The 21,333-nt window shown below is 63.3% G+C and carries 21 protein-coding genes and 1 tRNA gene; 10 read left to right on the top strand and 12 right to left on the bottom strand.

Annotated elements, in window-relative coordinates:
• Positions 1-50: 50 nt before the first annotated feature.
• Entirely contained in the window at positions 51-797 is a 747-nt protein-coding gene (locus EOD15_RS03865) for an SDR family NAD(P)-dependent oxidoreductase (RefSeq protein ID WP_127322221.1), read from the top strand.
• 14 nt (positions 798-811) lie between these two features.
• On the opposite strand, the gene EOD15_RS03860 is transcribed toward EOD15_RS03865, so the two are convergent.
• The 6 genes from EOD15_RS03860 to EOD15_RS03835 all read right to left on the bottom strand — a co-directional run bounded on the left by EOD15_RS03860 (position 812) and on the right by EOD15_RS03835 (position 7,777).
• Positions 812-1,717, bottom strand: a complete 906-nt coding sequence (locus EOD15_RS03860; RefSeq protein WP_127408300.1) for a dihydrodipicolinate synthase family protein — start codon at positions 1,715-1,717, stop codon at positions 812-814.
• Between the two features lie 7 nt (positions 1,718-1,724).
• Positions 1,725-3,437 (bottom strand): L-arabinonate dehydratase, encoded by a 1,713-nt coding sequence (gene araD / locus EOD15_RS03855; RefSeq protein ID WP_127320550.1) that lies wholly within the window; start codon positions 3,435-3,437, stop codon positions 1,725-1,727.
• Between the two features lie 14 nt (positions 3,438-3,451).
• Positions 3,452-4,231, bottom strand: coding sequence for an SDR family oxidoreductase (locus EOD15_RS03850; RefSeq protein ID WP_127320551.1), 780 nt, complete (start codon positions 4,229-4,231; stop codon positions 3,452-3,454).
• Positions 4,232-4,246: 15 nt separating this feature from the next.
• A complete protein-coding gene (gene araH, locus EOD15_RS03845) occupies positions 4,247-5,197 on the bottom strand; it encodes an L-arabinose ABC transporter permease AraH (protein ID WP_127320553.1) in 951 nt (316 codons plus the stop codon).
• Positions 5,198-5,207: 10 nt separating this feature from the next.
• Entirely contained in the window at positions 5,208-6,719 is a 1,512-nt protein-coding gene (araG, locus tag EOD15_RS03840; protein ID WP_127320555.1) for an L-arabinose ABC transporter ATP-binding protein AraG, read from the bottom strand.
• A gap of 68 nt (positions 6,720-6,787) precedes the next feature.
• Complete coding sequence (locus EOD15_RS03835; RefSeq protein ID WP_127320556.1) at positions 6,788-7,777, bottom strand: arabinose ABC transporter substrate-binding protein; 990 nt, start codon at positions 7,775-7,777, stop codon at positions 6,788-6,790.
• 200 nt (positions 7,778-7,977) lie between these two features.
• Between EOD15_RS03835 and EOD15_RS03830 the strand changes: the two genes are divergently transcribed.
• The 4 genes from EOD15_RS03830 (at position 7,978) to EOD15_RS03815 (ending at position 10,687) form a co-directional block, all read left to right on the top strand.
• Positions 7,978-8,724: a FadR/GntR family transcriptional regulator gene (locus EOD15_RS03830; RefSeq protein ID WP_109665815.1), complete on the top strand. Its 747-nt coding sequence runs from the start codon at positions 7,978-7,980 to the stop codon at positions 8,722-8,724.
• A gap of 8 nt (positions 8,725-8,732) precedes the next feature.
• Positions 8,733-9,881 carry a galactonate dehydratase gene (gene dgoD, locus EOD15_RS03825; RefSeq protein ID WP_127320557.1) on the top strand — a complete coding sequence of 383 codons (1,149 nt, stop codon included), beginning with the start codon at positions 8,733-8,735 and terminating at the stop codon, positions 9,879-9,881.
• A 195-nt stretch (positions 9,882-10,076) separates the two neighbouring features.
• On the top strand, positions 10,077-10,265 hold the full coding sequence (locus EOD15_RS03820) for a type II toxin-antitoxin system HicA family toxin (RefSeq protein ID WP_127320559.1): 189 nt from the start codon (positions 10,077-10,079) through the stop codon (positions 10,263-10,265).
• On the top strand, positions 10,265-10,687 hold the full coding sequence (locus EOD15_RS03815) for a type II toxin-antitoxin system HicB family antitoxin (protein WP_127320560.1): 423 nt from the start codon (positions 10,265-10,267) through the stop codon (positions 10,685-10,687). Before EOD15_RS03820 ends, EOD15_RS03815 begins: the two co-directional genes overlap by 1 nt.
• Before the next feature lie 168 nt (positions 10,688-10,855).
• On the opposite strand, the gene EOD15_RS03810 is transcribed toward EOD15_RS03815, so the two are convergent.
• Both EOD15_RS03810 and EOD15_RS03805 read right to left on the bottom strand, forming a co-directional pair.
• A tRNA-Ala gene (locus tag EOD15_RS03810) sits at positions 10,856-10,931 on the bottom strand.
• A gap of 172 nt (positions 10,932-11,103) precedes the next feature.
• A complete protein-coding gene (locus EOD15_RS03805) occupies positions 11,104-11,493 on the bottom strand; it encodes a TIGR02300 family protein (protein WP_013528180.1) in 390 nt (129 codons plus the stop codon).
• Between the two features lie 206 nt (positions 11,494-11,699).
• Here EOD15_RS03805 and aroA point away from each other — a divergent pair, with 206 nt between their 5' ends.
• The 3 genes from aroA to rpsA all read left to right on the top strand — a co-directional run bounded on the left by aroA (position 11,700) and on the right by rpsA (position 15,829).
• Positions 11,700-13,058: a 3-phosphoshikimate 1-carboxyvinyltransferase gene (gene aroA / locus EOD15_RS03800; RefSeq protein ID WP_127320562.1), complete on the top strand. Its 1,359-nt coding sequence runs from the start codon at positions 11,700-11,702 to the stop codon at positions 13,056-13,058.
• Positions 13,059-13,272: 214 nt separating this feature from the next.
• A complete protein-coding gene (gene cmk / locus EOD15_RS03790) occupies positions 13,273-13,923 on the top strand; it encodes a (d)CMP kinase (protein WP_127320824.1) in 651 nt (216 codons plus the stop codon).
• Positions 13,924-14,131: 208 nt separating this feature from the next.
• Positions 14,132-15,829, top strand: a complete 1,698-nt coding sequence (rpsA, locus tag EOD15_RS03785; RefSeq protein WP_013528183.1) for a 30S ribosomal protein S1 — start codon at positions 14,132-14,134, stop codon at positions 15,827-15,829.
• 99 nt (positions 15,830-15,928) lie between these two features.
• Here the strand turns inward: rpsA and EOD15_RS03780 are convergent, their stop codons facing one another.
• From EOD15_RS03780 to EOD15_RS03765, 4 genes are all read right to left on the bottom strand, one after another.
• Positions 15,929-16,636, bottom strand: coding sequence for an SDR family NAD(P)-dependent oxidoreductase (locus EOD15_RS03780; protein WP_127320826.1), 708 nt, complete (start codon positions 16,634-16,636; stop codon positions 15,929-15,931).
• A 186-nt stretch (positions 16,637-16,822) separates the two neighbouring features.
• Positions 16,823-18,400, bottom strand: a complete 1,578-nt coding sequence (locus EOD15_RS03775; RefSeq protein WP_127320827.1) for a 5-guanidino-2-oxopentanoate decarboxylase — start codon at positions 18,398-18,400, stop codon at positions 16,823-16,825.
• Positions 18,397-19,044, bottom strand: coding sequence for a TetR family transcriptional regulator C-terminal domain-containing protein (locus tag EOD15_RS03770; protein WP_245463571.1), 648 nt, complete (start codon positions 19,042-19,044; stop codon positions 18,397-18,399). Before EOD15_RS03770 ends, EOD15_RS03775 begins: the two co-directional genes overlap by 4 nt.
• On the bottom strand, positions 19,041-19,913 hold the full coding sequence (locus EOD15_RS03765; protein ID WP_127320829.1) for a dimethylarginine dimethylaminohydrolase family protein: 873 nt from the start codon (positions 19,911-19,913) through the stop codon (positions 19,041-19,043). The genes EOD15_RS03770 and EOD15_RS03765 overlap by 4 nt, the downstream gene beginning before the upstream one ends.
• A gap of 213 nt (positions 19,914-20,126) precedes the next feature.
• On the opposite strand from EOD15_RS03765, the gene EOD15_RS03760 reads away from it, so the two are divergent.
• Positions 20,127-20,942 (top strand): ABC transporter ATP-binding protein, encoded by an 816-nt coding sequence (locus EOD15_RS03760; RefSeq protein WP_127320830.1) that lies wholly within the window; start codon positions 20,127-20,129, stop codon positions 20,940-20,942.
• Positions 20,943-20,996: 54 nt separating this feature from the next.
• Positions 20,997-21,333, top strand: a 337-nt coding sequence (locus EOD15_RS03755) for a transporter substrate-binding domain-containing protein (RefSeq protein WP_127408299.1), incomplete at its 3' end; no start/stop codon positions are given.

Here is a 21,333-nt window from a genome sequence, read left to right as displayed (position 1 = left end):
CAGGCCGGCCTTTATCCCGGAAGTAGCTCAAACGGAAAGAACCGCTCGACATGAACAGGATCGATCTTGACGGCCAGCACGCTGTGGTCACCGGCGGCGCCCAAGGCCTCGGCTTTGCGATGGCCAGACGTTTCGTCGCCTCCGGCGCGACGGTAACCTTGTGGGATCTCGATGAGGCCCGCCTCGAAACCGCCAAGAAGGAACTCGGCAGCGCCGCCACGACAGAGATCGTGGACGTCGCCGATTGGGCGTCGGTGGACGCGGCGCGCGCCAGGACCGAAGAGCTGGCCGGCAAGATTTCCATTCTGGTCAATTCCGCCGGAATTGCCGGCCCGGCCGCCCCGCTCGACGTCTACGACATCGAGACGTGGAAGAAGGTCATCGATGTCAATGTGAACGGCACGTTCTACGTCAACCGCGCCGTGGTTCCGGGAATGAAGGAGCGCAATTACGGGCGCATCGTCAACATAGCCTCGGTGGCCGGAAAGGAGGGCAACCCGAACGCATCAGCCTATTCGGCCTCTAAGGCGGCGGTCATCGGCCTGACCAAGTCGCTCGGCAAGGAGCTGGCGCAGTACGACATCGCGGTGAACTGCATCTCGCCGGCCACGGCGCAGACGCGCATCCTCGAACAGCTGACGCCGGAGCACATCGAATATATGCGCTCGCGCATTCCGCGCGGCCGCCTGCTGGAGGTCGACGAAGCCGCGGCGATGGTCGCCTGGCTCGTCTCCAAGGAGAACAGCTTTACAACCGCCTCCACGTTCGACCTGTCGGGTGGACGGACGACCTACTGAAAGGCAGTTGCCGTTCAGCCAGGCAACCGACCCAGACCAATCGCAAAGCGCTCCACCATTGCGAGGCCAGGCTCGCCTGGCCGCATCGCCGGAGCCCGGTCATGTACGGGGATGCCGGCGCGGGCGCCGAACAGCCGCTTGCCGTAACAGACCAGGCTCTCGATGCCTTGCATGACGAAGACGGCAGCTGGCAATATTCTTGCATATTCAGCCTCGGCCGTGACTTCGTCTCCGGCGCGGAACGCATGATAGGCGCGCACGGCATAGTCGGCGCAATCCGGCGCCAGGATCATGCCGCGGCAACCGATGCGGAAATTGTCGACCAGTTCCAGGCCGCCGCGTCCGTTGAAAACCGGTATCCGGCCTTCGGTGCGCTCGATCAGCCCGGCGATGTCGGTGACCGGACCTTCGCCCTTGATCAGCCTTATGTTGGGATGAAGCGTGACGAGTTCGCGGATTTCGTCCGATGACAGGCCGCGCCCGAAAAAGGCCGGCGCGTTCTGGATCGCCACCGGCAGGTCGGTCGCCTCGGCGACGCGGCCGAAGAACTTGATGTATTCCGGCGCACCATAGGATCCGGCTGGCGGCGGCTGCAGGATCACCCAATCCGCTCCGACGCTTTCGGCATGGCGAACCTGCGCCACCTGCTCAGCCACAGAAGAACCGAAGATGGTGAGGGCGAGCGGCACTTTTCCTGCGGTGTCTTCCGCCGTCCAGTCCATGATCGTCCGACGCTCGGCCTCGGTCAGCTTGGCGACTTCCGTTGCCAGGCCGAGCGCCGCCATGCCGTGCACGCCGGTCGCGAGGCAGATCTCGACCTGCCGACGCATCGCCGCGCGGTCCAGCTGTTCGTTCACGTCAAAGAGCGCGTAGAGAATGGCGTGAATACCGTGGAAATCATCTGGTTTGAATTTTGTCACGCGTACCTCAATGGCTTTCGCGCGGGATGGCGTGGCCACGGCACCCGACGAGAAAATCGAGGTCGGCGCCGCGATCCGCCTGCAGGACATGGTCGACGTAAAGCCCCTGATAGCCGCCGCGCATCGCCGGGACGGGCGGTAGCCAGGTTTCACGACGCCGCGTTAATTCCTGTTCCGACACGTCGAGATGCAGCTTCCTTGCTTCGACGTCGAGCTCGATGAAGTCGCCGCTCCTGACCAGCGCCAGCGGGCCGCCGATAGCGGCTTCGGGTGCGGCATGCAGAACGACGGTGCCGAAGGCGGTGCCGGACATGCGGGCGTCGGAGATGCGGATCATGTCGCGCACGCCTTGCTTAAGCAGCTTCCGGGGCAGCGCCATGTTGCCGACTTCGGCCATGCCAGGATAGCCTTTCGGCCCGCAATTCTTCAGCACCATGATCGACGCTTCGTCGATATCCAGCAAGGGGTCGTCGACGCGCGCCTTGTAGTCGTCGATGTCCTCGAAGACGACGGCGCGGCCACGATGCTTCATCAGGGCTGGCGAGGCGGCGGACGGCTTGATGATCGCACCGTCGGGCGCCAGATTGCCGCGCAGCACCGCAATGCCGCCCTGCGGCGTGAGCGCTTTGTCGCGCGGGCGGATCACCTCCGGATTGTAGTTTTGGGCATCACTGATGTTGTCGCGCACGGTCTTGCCGCTGACGGTCAGCGCGTCGAGATCGAGCAGATCGGCCATCTCCTTCATGACGGCCGGAATACCGCCGGCGTAGCAGAAATCCTCCATCAGAAAGCGGCCGGATGGCATCAGGTCGAGGATGGTCGGCACGTCGCGGCCATATCGATCCCAATCGTCCAGCGTCAACTCGGTGCCGACACGGCCGGCGAGGGCCAGGAGATGCACGACCGCATTGGTCGAGCCGCCGATGGCGCCATTGACGCGGATGGCGTTGGCGAAGGCCGCCTTCTTGAGGATGGCCGACGGGCTCAAATCCTCATTGACCATCTCGACGATGCGCCGCCCCGTCATGCGGGCGATGCGGCTGCGGCGCGCATCGACCGCCGGATAGGCGGCGTTGCCCGGCAGCGCCAGGCCGAGCGCCTCGACCATCGAAGCCATGGTCGAGGCGGTGCCCATGGTCATGCAATGTCCGGGCGAGCGCGACATGGCGCTCTCGGCATCGGCGAAATCCTGCTCGCTCATCACGCCGGCGCGGACATCCTCGGAGAATTTCCACACATCGGTGCCGGAACCGATCTCCCGGCCCTGAAAGCGGCCATTGAGCATCGGCCCGCCGGAAATCACGATCGACGGCAGGTCGCAGGAGGCCGCGCCCATGACCAGCGACGGCGTGGTCTTGTCGCAGCCGGCCATCAGCACGACGCCATCCATCGGATTGCCGCGGATCGCCTCCTCGACATCCATCGAGGCGAGGTTGCGAAACAGCATCGCCGTCGGCCGCAGATTGGACTCGCCGCAAGAGAAGACCGGGAATTCGAGCGGCAGGCCGCCAGCTTCCAGCACGCCGGCCTTGATGTGCTCGATCAGAGCACGGAAATGCACGTGGCAAGGCGTGAATTCGGAGAATGTGTTGCAGATGCCGATCACCGGGCGGCCGTCGAAAGCATCATCGGGCAGGCCGTTGTTCTTCATCCAGCTGCGGTGGATGAAGGCATCCTTGCCCAGCCCGCCGAACCACTGCTGCGATCGTCTCTTAGTCATGGTCTTTCCGGCGTTCAGGCGGGATGCTGGAGCTGGCTCAGTCCACCGTCGACGACGAGCGTGGCCGCGTTCATGAACGGGCACTCGTCGGAAATCATGAACACCGCGGCAAGCGCGATCTCGTGCGCCGTGGCGATGCGGCCGCCGGGGTGCAGTGCCATGGTGTTGGCGCGTGCTGTGGCCGGGTCGGCAAAGCTGTTCCAGTAATCGATCGCCTTCTGCGTCTCGACATAGCCCGGCGCCAGCGCGTTCACGCGCACGCCTTGCGCCGCATATTCGAGTGCCAGCGATTTGGTCAGGCCGAGCAGCGCGTGCTTGGCGACCGGATAGGGGAAGGTGTGCGGTATGATGGTGAAGCTGTGCGTCGAGGCGATGTTGAGGATGGCGCCGCCGCCGCTCGCGATCATGCCCGGCAGCACCGCCTTGCTGCAGTTCCAGGCTCCCTTGACGTTGACGTCGAAGTTGCGGTTCCACTCTTCCTCGGTCGCCTCGAGCGGCGTCGAGAACACATTGACCCCGGCATTGTTGATCAGCGCGTTGATCGGGCCGATCTCGGCAGCCGCTTGGCTGACGGCAGCCGCAATCCCGGCGCTGTCGCTTATGTCGACTGCCGCATGTCCGACATGGCCTTGCGGTGCGGCGAGACCGGCGACTGCCTTGTCCAGCAACGCGCCGTCGCGGTCGACCAGGAACAGTTTTGCGCCTTCGGCCAAACAGGCTTTGGCGATGGCAAGCCCGATGCCTTGCGCTGCACCCGTCAGGAAAATGCGTTTGCCGGAAAGGCGCTCAACCATTTTTGTCCCTCCAGCCTATCGCCGGCCCAAAGCCGACGAGCGCAGATTGTCGAGCAGCACGGCCAGCAGCAAAATAACGCCGCGCACGATGTACTGGTAGAAGGCCGGGATGTTGAGCAGGTTCATGGCGTTCTCGGCGATGCCCATGATCAGCACGCCGACGATGACGCCCGACATGGTGGCGCGGCCGCCGGCGAGCGAAACGCCGCCGAGCACGCAGGCCGAAATGACCGAGAGTTCCAGCCCGACCGCCGCGTTGGGCTGGCCCGAGGTGATGCGCGACGCCAGCAGGATGCCGGCGATACCGCAGACGACGCCTTGCAGCGCAAAAATGCAGATGCGCGTCCGGTCGACATTGACGCCGGCAAGCCGCGAGGCCTCCGGATTGCCGCCGATGGCCAGCGTGTTCTTGCCGAAGACGGTCCGGTTGAGGACGAAGCCGAAGATGCAAAACAGGATGGCAAGCACCCAGACCGGCGTCGGTATGCCGAGCAGTTTCGAGAGCGCCAGCTGATAGAAATCCGGGCTGTGGATGCCGACGGCGCGGCCGTCGGACGCGATCAGCGCAAAGCCGCGCACGATCTGCATGGTGGCCAGCGTCGTGATCAGCGCGTTGATGCGAAATTTGGCGATGACAACGCCGTTGATGAAGCCGACGAAAGCGCCGCAGGCGATTGCCGCCAGCAGGCCAAGCAGGATCGAGCCGGTGTAATTCGAGGCCATCACAGCGACCATGCCGGCAAAGGCGACGATCGAACCGACCGACAAGTCGAAGTCGCGCGCGGCGAGGCAGAACATCATGGTGCAGGCGACGATGCCGACGGTGACCACCGACTGCAGCAGGCCGAGCATGTTGCGGTCCGTAAGGAAGTTCGGCACCAGGGCCGACACCAGCGCGAAGGCGACGACAAAGATGACGACGAGGCCCTGTTCGCCGAGCAGGATTTTTTTCAACTGGTCGGTCATGCCAAAGTCCTCAGGATGCGATCGCGTCGGGGGTTTTCTGATCGGGCAGAGCGGCGGCCAGGATCGCCCTTTCGGCGAACTGGTCGCGGGTGAGTTCAGCGCTGACGCGGCCACCGCACATCACCAGAATACGGTCGCAGATGCCCATCACTTCCGGCAGTTCGGACGAGACCACGACGATCGCCATGCCGTCCTGCGCAAGCTGGTAGAGCAGTTCGTAGATTTCCGATTTGGCACCGACATCGATGCCGCGCGTCGGCTCGTCGACAATGAGCACCCGCACGCCCTGTTCGGACAGCCAGCGGCCGAGGATGACCTTCTGCTGGTTGCCGCCGGAGAGGTTGATGATGTCCTGCTTGCGCGACGGCGTGCGCACCTTCAGCTTCTTGATAAAGGTCTCGGCCGTGGCGATCTCGCTGGCGCGGTTGAGCACGCCGAAGCGTGTGTGATGGCGCCGCGACGAGATGTTGATGTTCTCCTCGACCGAGCGGCCCTGGATTATACCGTCATGCTTGCGATCCTCCGAGCACAGCACGATGCCGGCCCGGATCGTGCCACGCGGATCGGTGGCGCGAACCAGCTTGCCGTCGACGGTGATGGTGCCGCCCGAGCGCGGATCGGCGCCATAGACCAACCGCATCAGTTCCGAGCGCCCGGCGCCGATCAGGCCGAAGAAGCCGACGATCTCGCCTGCCCTTGCCTCGAAACTGGCCGGTGTCTGCAGTTTGGGGCCGCTGAGAGCGTCGACCTTCAGGCGGACATCGCCTATTTTTCGTGCGCGAAAACCCCAGATATCCGAAATCTCGCGGCCGACCATCTCGGCGACGACCTGATCGCGGGTGACGCCTTTCAGCGACGCGTGGTGCGCCGCGAGCTTGCCGTCGCGCAGCACGGTCAGGCTGTCGCAGAGCCGGAACACCTCGTCGAGCCGGTGTGAGACGTAGATAATGACCTTGCCCTCGCCGCGCAGGCGATTGATCAGGGAAAACAGGATTTCGCTTTCGCGCGAGGACAGTGACGAGGTCGGTTCGTCCAGCGCAATAACGCGTGCGTCGAGCATGACCGCCTTGGCGATCTCGACCATCTGGCGTTCGCCGATCGACAGCGTCTTGACCTTGCGGCGCATGTCGATGTCGATACCGGCCGATTTCAGCTTGGCGCCGACGTCGTCCAGCATCCGGCGGCCGGCGATGATGCCGGCGTTGGCGGGGAAACGACCGAGGCTGAGGTTTTCGGCAACGGTGAGTTCAGGAACGAGTTGCAGTTCCTGATGAATGACAATGACGCCATTGTCGAAGGCATCCCGGGTCGAGGTATAGGCCTGAACCCTGCCGTCAATGCGGATCTCACCCTGATCGGCATGCTGGTCGCCGGACAGGATCTTGATCAGGGTGGATTTGCCGGCGCCGTTCTCGCCCATCAGGCCATGCACGGCGCCTTTGTCGACGCCGAACGAAACGTCCGACAGCGCCTTGACGCCCGGATAGGTCTTGGTGACGTGCGAGAAGTCGAGAAAGGACACGAGCCGATCCTTTTGAGCCATGACAAACAGGCGGCGGGATGAGCCGCCGCCTGTTTGTACAGGGAGGATTATTCGATGCCGAGGCCCTGGCGGACCTTCTGGTAGTCGTCGCGCTTGGCGAGTGCACCCGAAGTCAGGATCAGCTTCTCCGATTCCTTGTTGTTGGCAACCCAGTCATACATGTTGAGCGCCGTCTCGTAGCCATGACGCTTCGGCGAGATGATCACGGTGCCGACGAAGCCGGTGGCGGTCGGCTTCTTGAACTCGTTGATCGCGGAATCCGCGCCGCCAATGCCAACGCCGATCACGCTGTCAGCGGGGATGCCGACGCTTTCGGAAGCACGCACTGCGCCGAGCACCGCCTCGTCGTTGAGGCCGAAGGAGACCCACTTCTTGATGTCGGCATGGGCGTTGAGCACGACAGTCGCCGCATTGAGGGCAGCTTCCGTGTCGGTCTTGGCCTGCGGGGCGTCAAAAATGTTCTCGGCTGTGAAGCCGTTTGCCTTCAGCACCGAGATGGCGCCTTCGACGCGGTCAACCGCGGTCGGCAGTTGGTCATAGGAGACGCGGATTGCGCCGACCTCGTCCGCCTTCCAGCCGCGCGCCTTCATTTCGTCGACGATCGCCTGGCCGACGGCTTCGCCGATCTTGGTGGCCGAAATGCCCATATGCGGCACGTCTTCCAGCGCCTTGCCGTCGGCGCCGACCAGACGGTCGTCGACAGTCATCAGCTTGAGATTGTTGGCGGCAGCCTTGGCGACGATGCCGGGGCCAAGCTTCACGTCCGGTGTGCAGACGATGAAGCCCTGAGCGCCCTGGGCGCCGAGATTGTCGATCGCCGACATCAGCTTCTCACCGTCCTCGGCGCCGATCTTGACCAGGGTAAAGCCCTTCTCCTTGGCGGCCTGGTCGGCGAACTTCCATTCATCCTGGAACCACGGCTCCTCGGGCTGTTTGACGATGAAACCGATTTTGGTGTCCTGAGCATATGCAGCGATGGTCGTGACGGACAGCACGGCAAGCGCGCCCGCGACGAGCGCGGTCTTCAAAAGTCGCATGATTACCTCCCAGCGATAGACCGGGCGCTCAGCCCGGATGCCGGAGTCTCTAATCGCTTTTATCATACTCGTCAATTGATCTGGTATGATAATTAATGTACATGCTCTGACCAGCGATCGCTGGCGCAATCGATCCGCATCCGTTAAGGGCGGACCGGTTGTGCGAAACCAGCGGTTCGCCGCCTTGGAGGAGGGCTGAGGTGACCGAGATTCTGAAAAAAGCCCCGGGAGATACGACCACTCGCCGCCCGCGCGTGATGCCCGATGTGACCAAGGCGATAGCCTCGGACATCTTCTCCGGGCGCTACCCGGCTGGTTCCTCACTGCCGACCGAAAACGAGCTCGGCGTCGAGTATGGCGTCAGCCGCACCGTGATCCGCGAAGCCCTGAAGGTGCTGGCCGCCAAAGGGCTGGTGCTGTCGCGGCCACGCATCGGCACGATCGTCTGCAACGAGGACGACTGGAACATCATCGACCCGCAGGTGCTCGCCTGGCACGCGCCGCACGCGCTGGACGACAAGCTCTTCGACGCCATCCTCGAAACGCGCCGCGCCATCGAACCGCTGGTCGCAGAACTCGCCGCCACCCGCGCGACGCTGCAGGAAATCGCCGATCTCGAAGCGGCATGGCGAGGCATGGCCGGCGCTGGCGAGGATCTCGCCGCGTTCTCGCGCAGCGACATCGCTTTCCACCAGATCGTCTATGCCGCGAGCCACAACCCGATCTTTCGCCAGATCGGCAATCTCATCGACACCGGGCTGAAATTCTCGCTCGAGGCGACGGCGGTGATTTCGCTCGACCGGCGCATGGAGGCCGTGGCGGCGCATCGCGAGGTGGTCGAGGCGCTGCGCATGCGCGACGCCGAGGCGGCGCGTGGGGCCGCAAACAAGATCCTCGACCTCGCGGCGCGCGACCTCGTCAGCGCCAAGAAACTCAAGAGCAACTGAGACTGCGCATGAAAATCATCTCACTCACCACCTACATCGTTCCGCCGCGCTGGCTGTTCCTGAAGATCGAGACCGATGCCGGCGTCACCGGCTGGGGCGAGCCGGTCGTCGAAGGCAGGGCGCTGACCGTCGAGGCAGCGGTCAAGGAGCTTGGTGACTATCTGATCGGCAAGGATCCGCGCCTGATCGAGGACCACTGGACAGTGATGCATCGCGGCGGCTTCTATCGTGGCGGGCCGATCCTGATGAGCGCCATTGCCGGCATCGACCAGGCGCTGTGGGACATCAAGGGCAAGGCGCTCGGCGTGCCCGTGCATGAACTGCTCGGCGGCAAGCTGCGCGACACGATCAAGGTCTATTCCTGGATCGGCGGCGACCGGCCGGCCGAAGTGGCCGCTGGAGCCAAGGAAATGGTTGCACGCGGTTTCCTGGCGTTGAAGATGAACGGCACCGAAGAGCTGCAGATCGTCGACAGCCATGACAAGATCGACGCGGCTGTCGAACGCGTCGCCATGGTGCGCGAGGCTGTCGGCCCCAATATCGGCATCGCCGTCGATTTTCATGGCCGCGTCCACCGGCCGATGGCGCGTGCCCTGGTCAAAGAACTGGAGCCTTACAGGCTGATGTTTATCGAGGAGCCGGTGCTCAGCGAAAACCGCGAGGCGCTGAAGGAGATCGCCGCGCTTGGCTCGACGCCGATTGCGCTCGGTGAGCGGCTCTATAGCCGCTGGGACTTCAAGTCGGTGTTCGAGGAAGGTGTCGTCGATATCATCCAGCCAGACCTGTCGCATGCCGGCGGCATCACCGAATGCCGCAAGATCGCGGCGATGGCGGAAGCCTATGACGTGGCGGTGGCGCCGCACTGCCCGCTCGGGCCGATCGCGCTTGCTGCGTGCCTGCAGCTCGACGCGGTCAGCTACAACTGCTTCATCCAGGAGCAGAGCCTCGGCATCCACTACAATGCCGCCAACGACCTGCTCGACTATGCCGCCAACAAGGATGTCTTCCGCTACGAGGATGGTTATGTCGCCATTCCCGACGGACCGGGCCTGGGTGTCGAGATCGACGAGGACTATGTCAAGGAACGCGCCAAGGAAGGCCACCGCTGGCGCAACCCGATCTGGCGCCACAAGGACGGCTCCTTCGCCGAGTGGTGATGGAAGTGGCCGCGCAGTTCAGGCGCGCGCCTGGACACTAGCGGGAAACCTGGCCGCCGGAGACCGGCCGATCGAGCCACCGCTCAACACTCTATCGCTGCACACCAGTCTGCTGTCCGACGTCAAGCCGGGCCGCGCTGGCGGATATTCCACATTTCTGTTGACTTCAACATTTGTGTGGAATATGCTATATCTATGAACAGCAAAGAACTCAAAAAGTGGCTCGCATCTCAGGGATGCACATTCGAAACCAAGAAGGGCGGCTCTGGCCACCTGATAGTGCGGCGCGGCGAACACAAGTCGGAATTGCCTATGCATGGAGGCGGCAAGGAGCTTGGTACCGGGTTGATCAACGCCATCAAGAAGCAATTAGGATTGAAGTAATGGCCGGATATCGCATCCATGTGGAACCTGACGACAATGGGACCCTTCTCATTACCTGCCCACAACTTCCTATCGTTGTGACTTTTGCCGAGGAAGAATATGACGTTCGCCGGCATGCCGTGGATGCAATTGAAACCGCACTAGCGAGCATGATCGATGACGGTGAGGATATACCCCGTCCCGATGGGGTACCAGGTCCGGTAATGGACCTTCCTTCTCTTACCTGGCTGAAGCTCAACCTCTACTGGGCTTTGCAGGACGCCGGCATAACCAGGGCTGAGTTAGCTCGTCGATTGGATTGGAAAAGAGAGTCGGTGGACCGGCTATTCCGGCTCGACCACAGATCCAGACTTGAACAGTTGGAAGCCGCTTTTGCTGCCCTGCACCAGAGAGTGGAATTCAAGGTATCGCTTGCGGCGTGAGACGGCTGAACTGTGTTAGGTTTCGGCGGGCGGAAGCATCCTTGCCGAAACCGGGACGGACAGCAAAAATATGGTTGTAGACCGAAACCGCGTCTGCGGCGCTCCAAGCCATTCACAGCGACCCGGTCGACACCGGACATCGGGTTGGCTGGCTGTTAGATAAGAACTTGGTGGAGCCAATCGGGATCGAACCGACGACCTCTTGAATGCCATTCAAGCGCTCTCCCAACTGAGCTATGGCCCCACTTCCGGCAGTCAACCGGCGCCGTTTCCGGCGAAGAGATCCGGCGCGGGTTGGAGACCGCGCCGTTAGTGCAGGCGGCTTCTAACCCCGCCCTTCTCAGATATCAAGCCTTCGAGAGCCGCTTTTTCTTCACAGGCCTCGAAAGCCCGCAAACGCCCGCTTTCAAGGCCGATCAGACCTCGTCGTCGTCGTCGCCGACGCCGATCATGTCGGCGACATCGTCGTCTTCTTCCTCTTCGTCGGCAAGGAAGGTGTCATCTTCGTCGTCGCCGAGATCGACGTCGTCCTCGTCGTCGCCAAGATCCGGCAGGTCGTCGCCCTTGACGTCCTCATCAGCCTCTTCGAGCGAGACGACCTCAACGCCTTCTTCTTCCTCGGCGTCCACTTCCTTCTCGGCCACTTCCTCTTCCTCCTCGAGAGCGGCAATTTTGCCTTCCTCGAAATAGGAACGCGGATAGGTCTTGCCAGTGTATGGCGAGACGATCGGGTCCTTGTTCAGGTCGTAGAATTTTCGGCCCGTCTCCGGGTCGATACGTTTTGTGCCAAGTTCGGTTTTTGCCACGGCAAGCCTCGTCAATAAAAGAGTGGTCCCCTTAACCACAGTTTGCAGCGCTGTCAAAGCGAAAAGCCGGCGTCACAAAACCATGCATTGAAAGGCCTCGCGTCAGTGACGACCATGGGGGATGACCATTTCGGCCCGCCGTGATACGAGACCGCCGCAACAAATGAAAAGCGCCGGCCTGCCGGCATTCCGTCCAGGGAAATTCCATGTCTCACGCCGCCGCCCCCAAGCCGGCCACCGCCCGCCAATCGCCAGCCCTTTCCGGCATCGCGCGCGTGCCGGGCGACAAGTCGATCTCGCACCGTTCCTTCATGTTCGGCGGCCTCGCCTCCGGGGAGACTCGCATCACCGGCCTGCTCGAAGGCGAGGACGTGATGCGCACGGGTGCGGCCATGAAGGCAATGGGCGCACATATCGAGAAGCATGGCGACGAGTGGGTGATCCGCGGTACCGGCAACGGCGCGCTGCTGCAACCGGAAGGCCCGCTCGATTTCGGCAATGCCGGCACCGGCTCGCGGCTGACCATGGGCCTTGTCGGCACCTATGACATGGAGACGACCTTCATCGGCGACGCCTCGCTGTCGGGCCGGCCGATGGGCCGCGTGCTGGAACCCTTGCGCCAGATGGGCGTGCAGGTGCTGAAGGCGACGCCAGGCGACCGCATGCCGATCACGCTGCATGGGCCAAAGCACGCCGCCCCGATCACCTACCGCGTGCCGATGGCTTCGGCGCAGGTGAAATCGGCGGTGCTGCTCGCCGGGCTGAACACGCCGGGCATCACCACGGTGATCGAGCCGGTGATGACACGCGACCACACCGAAAAGATGCTGAAGGGTTTTGGCGCCAATCTGTCGGTCGAAACCGACGAGCGCGGCGTGCGCCACATCTTCATCGAAGGCCAGGTCAGATTGACCGGCCAGACGATCGCGGTGCCGGGTGACCCGTCCTCGGCCGGCTTCCCGCTGGTGGCCGCCCTGATCGTGCCGGGTTCGGACATCACAATAGAAAACGTGCTGATGAACCCGACCCGCACCGGCCTGCTTTTGACGCTGCAGGAGATGGGCGGCAGCATCGAAATCCTCAACCCGCGCAATGCCGGCGGCGAGGATGTCGCCGACCTGCGCGTGCGTTACTCCGAACTGAAAGGCGTCATCGTGCCGCCCGAGCGGGCGCCGTCCATGATCGATGAGTACCCTGTGCTCGCGGTCGCTGCCAGCTTTGCCGAGGGGGAAACGCTGATGCAGGGGCTGGAGGAGCTGCGCGTGAAAGAGTCCGACCGGCTGTCGGCCGTCGCCAACGGGCTGAAGCTCAACGGCGTCGATTGCACCGAGGGCGAGGCCTCGCTCGCCGTGCGCGGAAAACCGGGCGGCAAGGGCCTTGGCGGCCACCCCAACGGTCAGGACACCACCGTGCAAACCCATCTCGACCACCGCATCGCCATGAGCTTTTTGGTGATGGGGCTGGCGACCGAAAAGCCTGTTACCATCGACGATCAGGCGATGATCGCGACGAGTTTTCCGGAATTCATGGGGCTGATGATGGGGCTGGGCGCGGAGATTGGGTGACGGTCGTGGCAACCAATAGCCTTGGTACGTCGGCGGGCCAGCGCCCCCCTCTGTCCTGCCGGACATCTCCCCCACAAGGCGGGAGATTGGCACGCTTTGCGCCTCGCCCAATTCTGCAACGTAGACAATTAGCGGAGGCCGCGATAACGGCCGATCTCCCCCCTTGTGGGGGAGATGTCCGGCAGGACAGACCAACCCTTTCGGCGGTCTGCAAATGACACATGTCTTCACCATCGCCATCGACGGCCCCGCCGGCGCCGGCAAGGGCACCCTCGCCCGGCGGTTGGCCGACCATTACCGGCTGAACCTGCTCGACACCGGTCTCACCTATCGCGCCGTCGCCTATGCGCTGATCCAGCACGCGCTGCCGCTCGACAATGTCTCAGCCGCCGAAACCGCGGCCCGCCAGGTCGACTTGGCAAAGCTCGACCGGGCGGTCTTGTCGGCGCATGCCGTCGGCGAGGCTGCCTCCAAGGTCGCGGTGTATCCGACGGTGCGGCGCATCCTCGTCGAAAAGCAGCGCGGCTTCGCCAAGACGCCGCCGGGTGCGGTGCTCGACGGGCGCGACATCGGCACCGTCGTCTGCCCCGACGCCGACATCAAACTCTATGTGACGGCCAGCGCCGAGGTGCGGGCGCAGCGCCGGCTGGCCGAGATCGAGAGCATCGGCGGGACCGCTGATTTCATCGAGATTCTCGCCGATATCGTGCGTCGCGACGAGCGCGACATGGGTCGAGCGGACTCACCGTTGAAGCCGGCGGCCGACGCGCACTTGCTTGATACCAGCGAAATGGCTATAGAAGCCGCGTTTCTTGCAGCCATGGCGATCATAGACGACGTGCTGGCCAAGAGAGACAAGGCCTGATCCGGGTTTTCCCTCGTATTTCCGTTGTCGGAGGCGAAGAAAATACCCATATCGGGCACGAACCAGCCTGCCAGCATTCTTCATGCGCCGGAATTGCCGCTTAAAGAGCGGCCCAGGGTTTTTGTAGCCCGGAACGCCGGCAGGCCAACGCAACGCTAACCTACGGCGCCCGTCCCGCTTCTAGATGCGGGGCACTCCAGGAGAAACAATGTCAGCTGCAAATCCCACTCGCGATGATTTCGCGAGCCTGCTCGAAGAATCATTTACCACAGGCCATTCCGGCGAAGGTCAGGTCGTCAAGGGTACGATCACCGCGATCGAAAAGGACATGGCCATCATCGACGTCGGCCTCAAGGTCGAAGGCCGCGTGCCGCTGAAGGAATTCGGCGTCAAGGGCAAGGACACCACCCTCAAGGTCGGTGACACCGTCGAAGTCTATGTCGAGCGCATCGAAAACGCGCTTGGCGAAGCGATGCTTTCCCGTGAGAAGGCCCGCCGCGAAGAGAGCTGGGTCCGTCTCGAAGAGAAGTTCACCAAGGGTGAGCGCGTCGAAGGCGTCATCTTCAACCAGGTCAAGGGCGGCTTCACTGTCGACCTCGACGGCGCCGTGGCCTTCCTGCCGCGCAGCCAGGTCGATATCCGCCCGATCCGCGACGTCTCCCCGCTGATGCACAACCCGCAGCCCTTCGAGATCCTCAAGATGGATCGCCGCCGCGGCAACATCGTGGTGTCGCGCCGTACCGTGCTCGAAGAGAGCCGCGCCGAACAGCGTTCGGAAATCGTGCAGAACCTCGAAGAAGGCCAGGTTGTCGAAGGCGTCGTCAAGAACATCACCGACTATGGTGCGTTCGTCGACCTCGGCGGCATCGACGGCCTGCTGCATGTCACCGACATGGCATGGCGCCGCGTCAACCATCCGACCGAAATCCTCAACATCGGTCAGACCGTCAAGGTGCAGATCATCCGCATCAACCAGGAAACCCACCGCATCTCGCTCGGCATGAAGCAGCTCGAGAGCGATCCGTGGTCCGAGATCGGCACCAAGTTCCCGATCGGCAAGAAGATCAAGGGCACTGTCACCAACATCACCGACTACGGCGCGTTCGTCGAGCTGGAGCCGGGCATCGAGGGTCTCATCCACGTTTCGGAAATGTCGTGGACGAAGAAGAACGTGCATCCCGGCAAGATCCTGTCGACGACCCAGGAAGTCGACGTGGTGGTGCTCGAGGTCGATCCGGCCAAGCGCCGCATCTCGCTCGGCCTCAAGCAGACGCTCGAGAATCCGTGGCAGGCTTTCGCCTCGAGCCATCCGGTCGGCAGCCAGGTCGAGGGCGAGGTCAAGAACAAGACCGAGTTCGGCCTGTTCATCGGCCTCGAAGGCGACGTGGACGGCATGGTGCACCTTTCCGACCTCGACTGGACCCGTCCGGGCGAGCAGGTCATCGAAGAGTACAATCGCGGCGACATGGTCAAGGCGCAGGTGCTCGATGTCGACATCGACAAGGAGCGTATCTCGCTCGGCATCAAGCAGTTGGCCAAGGATACGGTCGGCGAAGCGGCGACTTCAGGCGAACTGCGCAAGAACGCGGTCGTCACCTGCGAAGTCATCGGCGTCAAGGATGGCGGTCTGGAAGTGCGGCTGGTCGACAGCGGCATCGAGACCTTCATCAAGCGCTCCGATCTGAGCCGTGACCGCGACGAGCAGCGCCCCGAGCGCTTCACCGTCGGCCAGAAGGTCGATGCCCGCGTCATCGCCTTCGACAAGAAGACCCGCAAGCTGCAGGTCTCGATCAAGGCGCTGGAAATCGCCGAAGAGAAGGAAGCGGTCGCTCAGTACGGCTCGACCGACTCCGGCGCTTCGCTGGGCGACATTCTGGGTGCCGCGCTGAAGAAGCAGGGCAGCTAAGGCCTTCGCACCGCGAAGCCCTTCGCAGAGGCTCGAAAACAAAACCCCGCCGGAGCGATCCGGCGGGGTTTTTCTTTGACCGAGGTAAAGGTTGGAAGGTTACGCCCTGCCGTAAAGCGGCACCAGCGTGCCGCTCATCGCCTGATTGGCCGGCGAGGCAAGATAGGCGATGGCCTCGGCGGCGGCTTCGAGGCTGACCCATCTGGTGACATCGGCATCCGGCATGTCGGCACGGTTTGCCGGCGTATCGAGCGTCGACGGCGCCACGGCATTGACCAGGATACCCTTGTGCTTCAGCTCTTCGGCCATCGCCACCGTCATCGCGGCAACCGCCGCCTTGCTGGCGGCGTAAGCGACCATGCCAGCGCCGCGCCGGGGATCGAGCCCGGCGCGCGCCGTGACGTTGACGATGCGGCCCGCCGTGTCCGACGACAGCATTGAGCGAATCGCGGCGCGGCAGCACAGGAAGGCGGTGCGTGCATTGGTGTCCATCATCTCGGCAAAGGACGCCGACTCGATCTTTTCCACCGGTGCGGCGGTGAAGCCGCCGGCCAGGTGGATCGAGCCCCACAGGCCTGGAACCTGACTGTAGAACGCCTCGACCTTGGCGGGGTCCGAGAGGTCGACATTGTGCACCAACTGGACACGGTCATGCGCGGCGAAGGGAAAATGCGCTGGTGCGGCGGCATGGGCATTGGGCACATGGCAGATCGCGCCGTCACTCAGCAGTTTGCCGACAACCGCACCGCCGAGCGCACCGGTTCCACCGGTCACGACGATATGCTTGCCTTCAAGTGTTTCCGTCATCTTGGACGCTCCTGTCATTTTTTTATCGTTAGGTCGTTTCTGTGCCGCCGACGCGAAGCGTCGCGCCTTTTGCCCCGTCACTCAATTGACATCTCGACATGGCAGTTGTCGCGTCTTTGCATGCGTCCGCCCACCGGCCGGCCGTGGTTCAGGGCCGGCGAGACGGGAAATACGTAGCACCGTCCTTCAGTCAACCGTGATTTCGATGACGCGCGGCAGTCCGGTGGCCCGGGCGCGCTTCAACGCGTCCGCGAGAGCCTCGATGTCGGCAAGCCGTTCGGCGCCGATGCCATAGGCCTCGGCCAGCTTGCAGAAATCCGGCGGCGCCGGCGATACACCGACCGGCTCGACACCGACATCGAGCATCGAGGTTTCGATCTCGCGGTAGCCTCTGTTATTCCAGACGATGAAGATGACCGGCGCCCGCGCATCGAGCGCGGCGCCCAACTCCGGCAACGTGAACTGGAAGCCGCCGTCGCCGGTCAGGCAGACAACCGGCGCATCGGGTATCGCAAAGGCCGCGCCAATCGCCGCCGGGGCGCCATAGCCGAGCGCACCGAAGCCGGTGGCGGCATTGAACCAGCCGCCTGGGCGGTCGTGGTCGTAATAGAGGTTGGCCGCATAGATCGGCTGCGTCGAATCGCCGACGATGAGCGCGCCCGGCAAGGCGTCGCGGATCATCTCGACGGCGCGCACCTGTGCCTGCAGTGTTGGATTGAGTTCGGCAAAGGCTGCTTCCCGGGCGGCGGCGGCGCGTGTCGGCCCACCTTCGCTTGCCGGGATATGGCCCGTCTGCAGAAGCAGCGCTTCGAGCGCCTCGGCGCAATCGGCCTGGATCGAAACGTTTGCCGGGCGGCGGGCAAGCTGGTCGGCGCCGATATCGATGCGGATCAGATTGGCGGGCAGGACAAAGCCGCCATCGCTATAGCCGTCATAGTCAGTCGGGCCGAATTCGGTGCCGGCGGCAATGACCAGGTCGGCATCGGCCATCAGCGCCCGCACTGTCTTCAGGCTGGGACTGGCCGGCACGCAAAGCGGATGACCATGCAGCAGGCCGCGCGCATTGGTGGTCTGGACGACCGGCGCTCCCAGCCGCTCGGCCAGACGCCGCAGTGGCGCTTCGGCGCGTTTGGCGCCGCCGCCGACCAGGATCAGCGGGCGGCGCGCGGCACCGATGAGTTTGGCCGCGCTGGCAATTGCGGCACCTTCCGGCGCGGGTGGGGTCACATTGCTCAGCATGGCAGCGATGCCATCCGCCGACTTGACCATGACGTCGGTCGGGATCTCGATATGCACCGGGCCGGGCCGGGCCGATGAAAACAGGGCAAAGGCCTGCGCCAGGGCACCGGGCAATTCGCCGGCCTCGGTAACGCGCTGCGAAAACAGCGCCACCTTCTCCATCATGCCGCGCTGGTCCGGCAACTCATGCAGATGGCCCAGCCCCTTGCCCAGCGTCGGCGTGGCGTTGACGCCTGATATGACCAGCATCGGCACCGAATCGGCGCGTGCCTGCCCCATGGCGGTGATGGTGTTGGTGAGTCCCGGTCCGGTGATGACAAACGCGACGCCCGGCTTGCCGCTGGCGCGCGCATAGCCATCGGCCATGAAGCCGGCGCCCTGTTCGTGACGCGGCGTGACGTGGCGGATATTCGAGCGCGCCAGCCCGCGGTAGAGCTCGACCGTGTGGACGCCCGGAATCCCGAACACCGTGTCGACGCCATGCGCTTCGAGCAGCGAGATGAGGGCTTCGCCGAGTGTCGTCATTGGTTTTCCTCCCCGTCCGGCGCGAGGCCTAGTTCGGCCTCGACAGTCTTGATGCCGATCGCCGCCAATTCGCCGGTCGAGAACATCTCGCCGGCCAGGCAGCCTTCGATCCAGAGTCCGTCGATGATCGCATTAATCGCGATGGCATGGTGGCGCAATTGGCTTGCGTCCGGATTGCGCCGTTCGGCGGCGAGCACCTCAGCCACAACCGCCTCCACCTCATTGCGAAAACCAAGGTAGCCTTCGCGGTGGGCGTGGGCCAAGGTCGGATCCGCTCTGGCGCGGCCGATGAAGGTTGCCCAGAGCGAAAACACCCGCGCATCGATGATCGGCGCATTGAGGTTGGCGGTGACGAAAGCCGCAAGGCGCTGGCGAGGCGAGGCATCCTCCATGACCAAAGCCGCTTTCGCCTGCTCGGTCATGCGGCCCATCAGCGCTGCATAGGCTTCCTGCAGCAATTCTTCCTTGCCGGGAAAATAGTGCCGGATCAGCCCAGCGGTGACGCCGGCACGCAATGCGATGGTGCGCAAGGTGGCGCCCTGCAGGCCATGTTCCGCCACGCTGTCCAGAGTGGCCTCGATCAGATCCTGCCGCCGCCGCTCCTCGCCCTCGCGACGGAACCTGCGGCGGGATGGCATATTCATTGGCGCAGGATCGGTCGCGTCAGGCATGTCGGCCCGCCCTCGCAGGCGATGCAGAGCGCATCCGCCTCGAAGATTTCGACCGTGCAGCCGGCGGCTTCCATCGCGGCTTTGGTCTTTGGAAAGCCTGCAACGGCAATGACCTTGTGTGGGCTGGTCGGCAGCACGTTCAGGCTAAGGCCGTTGGAAGCCGCGAACTCTTCGGCGTCGCCTTCGACCAGCCGGATGTTGCGCGCCTTCAGCATCTGATAGAACGGGGCCGGCAAAAGCGGTGAATAGACCAGTGCGAGGTCGTCGGCCAGCGGGCTGATCACCGACATCAGATGCAGGCACGCCTCTTCGCCTTGCCACAGCGGCAGATCAAAGCCGTAGACGGAAACGCCCAGCGGCGTCAGCAGGTTGGAAACCTGCTGGATGCCTTCCTGGTTGGAGCGGACACCGCGCCCGATCACCAGCGTGCGGGCATCGAGCCATACACAATCACCGCCTTCGACCTGGCCAGGAACCTCGACGCGGCCCAGGATTGGAATACCCAGCCTTCGGTAGGTTTCCTCATGCAGCGGGGGCTCCCTGGCGCGCAACGGCTTGCCCATGGACAGGATCAGCGCGCCGCGATCGGTCATCAGCGACGGGTCGTGCGTGAACACCGAATCCGAAAGTCCATCCGCCGTGTCCTCGATCCATTCGATTTCGGCACCGGAAGCCGCCACCAGTTCAGCAAGGAGCGCGTGCTGCGATGCCGCTTTCGCCGGATTGAAACCCGGGCCATAGTGCCAAGCAGCCCTGTCGGCATTGCGCATGGCGTTGGCCGCCGACCGCATCAGCACGCGGCGCAGCGGCGCCGCCATGGACTGTGATCCGAAAGCGCTCATCGAAGTCCTTTTTCGCTGAAAAAAATCGAGAAAATTTCATGGAAGGCTATTTATACACTTGCACAACAAGCTCGCAAGTGCCGTAATAAGCAGGATTGACGGGCTCGCGCCGTTGGGTCCATGCTGAAGTCTGGAGCGGGGCAGTACAGCGTATATGTTGATTAGCCGGATAGACGTTCGACGAACCGCCACCGACCCTATAGAGGTCACCCAGTGAGCGTGGTGGAAGCTGCCACAGTCCAATCCGGCAAGGCGCATGACGGCGCCGCCGAAGCCATCCACGTCGAAAACCTGCACAAGAAGTTCGGTGAGCTGCATGTGCTGAAGGGCGTCTCGCTGTCGGCGCGCGACGGCGAGGTCATCGCAATCATCGGCGGCTCGGGCTCCGGCAAATCCACCCTGCTGCGCTGCATCAACTGCCTGGAAAACCCGACCAGCGGCATCATTCGCGTCAATGGCGAGGAGATCAAGCTCAAGGCCGACAGCCACGGCCACACCATTCCGGCCGACCGCAAGCAGATCGAGCGCATCCGCTCCAAGCTCGGCATGGTGTTCCAGAACTTCAACCTTTGGAGCCACATGACGCTGATCGAAAACGTCATCGAGGTTCCCGTACATGTGCTTGGCGTCAAGCGCGATGTGGCGATCGGCGAGGCCGAGAAACTGCTCGCCCGTGTCGGTCTGGCCGAAAAGCGCGACGTCTATCCGGCCTATCTGTCGGGCGGCCAGCAGCAGCGCGCGGCGATCGCCCGTGCGCTGGCCATCAATCCGCGCGTCATGCTGTTCGACGAGCCCACCTCCGCACTCGATCCCGAGTTGGTCGGTGAAGTGCTGAAGGTGATCGGCGACCTGGCGCGCGAAGGCCGCACCATGGTGCTGGTCACCCACGAGATGAAGTTCGCCCGCGAGGTCGCGACGCATGTCGTCTATCTCTACAATGGATTGGTCGAGGAAGAAGGCCCGCCCGAGCAGATCTTCGGCGCGCCCAGATCCGAAAGGCTGAAGCAGTTCATCCGCAACATCGGCTAGGACAGGCCGGGACGGAAGAAAACCGGGAACCAACAACAAGCTGGGAGTCATGAAATGAAGACCGTTCTGAAGACATTCGCCGCAGCGCTGCTGCTCGGCGTCGCAGCCATGGGCGTGGCCAAGGCCGATCCGGTCAAGATCGGCGTCGCCGCCGAGCCTTATCCGCCCTTCACCTCGCCCGATGCTTCGGGCAAATGGGTTGGCTGGGAGATCGACTTCATCGATGCAGTCTGCGCCGAGGAGAAGCTCGATTGCGTCATTACTCCGGTCGCCTGGGACGGCATCATCCCGGCACTGACGACCAAGAAGATCGACCTCATCGTCTCCTCGATGTCGATCACCGCCGAGCGCGCGAAGACGATCGATTTCTCGGACAAGTACTATAACACGC

It is taken from the genome of Mesorhizobium sp. M7A.T.Ca.US.000.02.2.1 (assembly GCF_003996995.1).
Taxonomy (GTDB): domain Bacteria; phylum Pseudomonadota; class Alphaproteobacteria; order Rhizobiales; family Rhizobiaceae; genus Mesorhizobium.
Note: the sequence above shows the minus strand (reverse complement) of the source record. Positions and strands in the feature narration are given on the sequence as shown.